Origin of the sequence: Parafannyhessea sp. (genome assembly GCF_051876455.1) — a bacterium.
In the GTDB taxonomy this organism is placed as follows: Bacteria; Actinomycetota; Coriobacteriia; order Coriobacteriales; family Atopobiaceae; genus Parafannyhessea.
Genome location: NZ_JBJEHW010000209.1, coordinates 1 through 1,730 on the forward strand (window position 1 = coordinate 1; position 1,730 = coordinate 1,730).

The following is a 1,730-nucleotide window of genomic DNA, read 5'->3' on the forward strand; positions in this document are numbered from 1 at the left end:
AGGGTCGCGCAGACCGTCTGGCCCCCCTCGCCGGACACGCTAGCACGGGGAGCAAGCACCTCTTCCCGCTCCCCGGCGCCAGGCGCGGCCGTGCGCCGCAGCGCCACGCCCGCAAGGGCGCGCCGCTCTGCCGCGCCTGGCTTGCTGCTTCGTCCGGCGAGGGAGGGAGAAGCCCTTCCACGTCCTAGGGAGGTCAACAATGACCGAGAACGAGAGCATCATGCAGGCGACGGAGGACGAGGTCAGGGAGCAGGGGCTCAGGATAGCCCGCGGGTACCTCGAGCACAGGGGCTACGAGGTCGCCGACGAGGGGGCGGAAGGAGCCGACGTCGTCGCCTACGAGGGCGACGAGGCGGTGCTCGCGACCGTCCGCGTCTCGCGCGACGCGGAGTCGGGCGACGCGATGCCCGCGCTCGACGTGACCCCGGAGGACGTGAGCGCAATGCGCCGCGCCTGCCTCCGCTACGCGGCCGACCACGACGACGTGTGCTCGGCACGCGCCGACGCCATCGCCATAGTCATCGTCGGGGAGGGGAGGGCCAAGCTCCGCCACCTCGTCGGGGCCTACCTGTGGGAGGAGTAGCGCGACCCTGGGACAGAAAAAGCGATACCGCCCGCGGCAGGAAAGCGACCGCTCGGCAGAAGTCGGTCGGCCGCCCTTTCCCGCCGCCACGGCCGCAGCCAAGCCCTCCCGCGGCCGCTCCCGCCGCGCGCAGAAACACCTGACGCGCGCGGCGGGAGGAAGGACAAGGACCTAATCGTCGCCCGGCGTCGTCTCACATTCGCCGATGTCCTAGCCCCAGACGTACGCGTCGTGGCGGTGGGGTCCAGGCCTCCCGCTCCTGACGCAGTGAATCCGGTCGAGCGACGGCCGGTCGCCGTGGTCCACGATGAGGCGGGGCAGCCAGGCGTCATCCGCGCTCGTCGGGACGTCGACGGAGACCCTGAACGCCCTCGAGGACTCCCTCTCTGAGCCGTCGAAGGCGTCTATTGCGCGACAGAAGCCGTCCAGGTCGTGCGTGTCGGCATCTCGCGTGCGTAGAATTCCAGAATCGTTTTGTCGACAAGGGTGTCGTGAACCCACCTTATGAGGACCTCCTCGTGATCCCCGCCACCCCGAAAGGTCAGGTGCATATGTGCGATTTACAACGCGCCTTTCAGAAAGAGCTCACCAATCATTTGTCTAATCGTACCATTAATTTCGCCCGGTTCGGATATTGTGGGTTCGGTAGGGACGAAAACGGCAACGAGGGGCACGGATGGTGACCGAGACATGGGCCGATGAGGGCTCGACGAGCATCAACGAGTACGCGAACCAGATATGGGCGTCGGCGAACAAGCTTCGCGGCGTCTACCAGAAGAAGGACAACGGCAACGTCGTGCTGCCGATGGTCGTGCTCAGGCGCTTCGAGTGCGTGCTCGAGGCCACCAAGGACGCCGTCGTAGCGGCCTTCGAGGACGACCCGGACCTGCCGCCCGAGGTGCTCTGCTCCATATCCGGCTACGACTTCTACAACACGAGCCGCTTCACGCTATCCGAGCTTCTGAACGACGCCGACAACCTCGCCGAGAACTTCAAGGCCTACATCGACGGCTTCTCGCAGAACGTCAAGGACATCCTCGACGGTGGGGGCCTCAAGATCGAGGGCGAGATAGACAAGATGGACAAGGGCGGGTGCCTCTATGCCATCGTCAAGCAGTATTCCGAGATGGACCTCTCGGAGCAGACG

General features: G+C 66.0%; 2 protein-coding genes. Both read left to right on the forward strand.

What is annotated here, in order from left to right; all coding sequences use genetic code 11:
- Positions 1-199 precede the first annotated feature (199 nt).
- Complete coding sequence (locus tag ACI38Z_RS08935) at positions 200-583, forward strand: hypothetical protein (protein WP_439789852.1); 384 nt, start codon at positions 200-202, stop codon at positions 581-583.
- Between the two features lie 676 nt (positions 584-1,259).
- On the forward strand, positions 1,260-1,730 hold a 471-nt coding region (locus ACI38Z_RS08940; RefSeq protein WP_439789853.1), incomplete at its 3' end, for a type I restriction-modification system subunit M N-terminal domain-containing protein.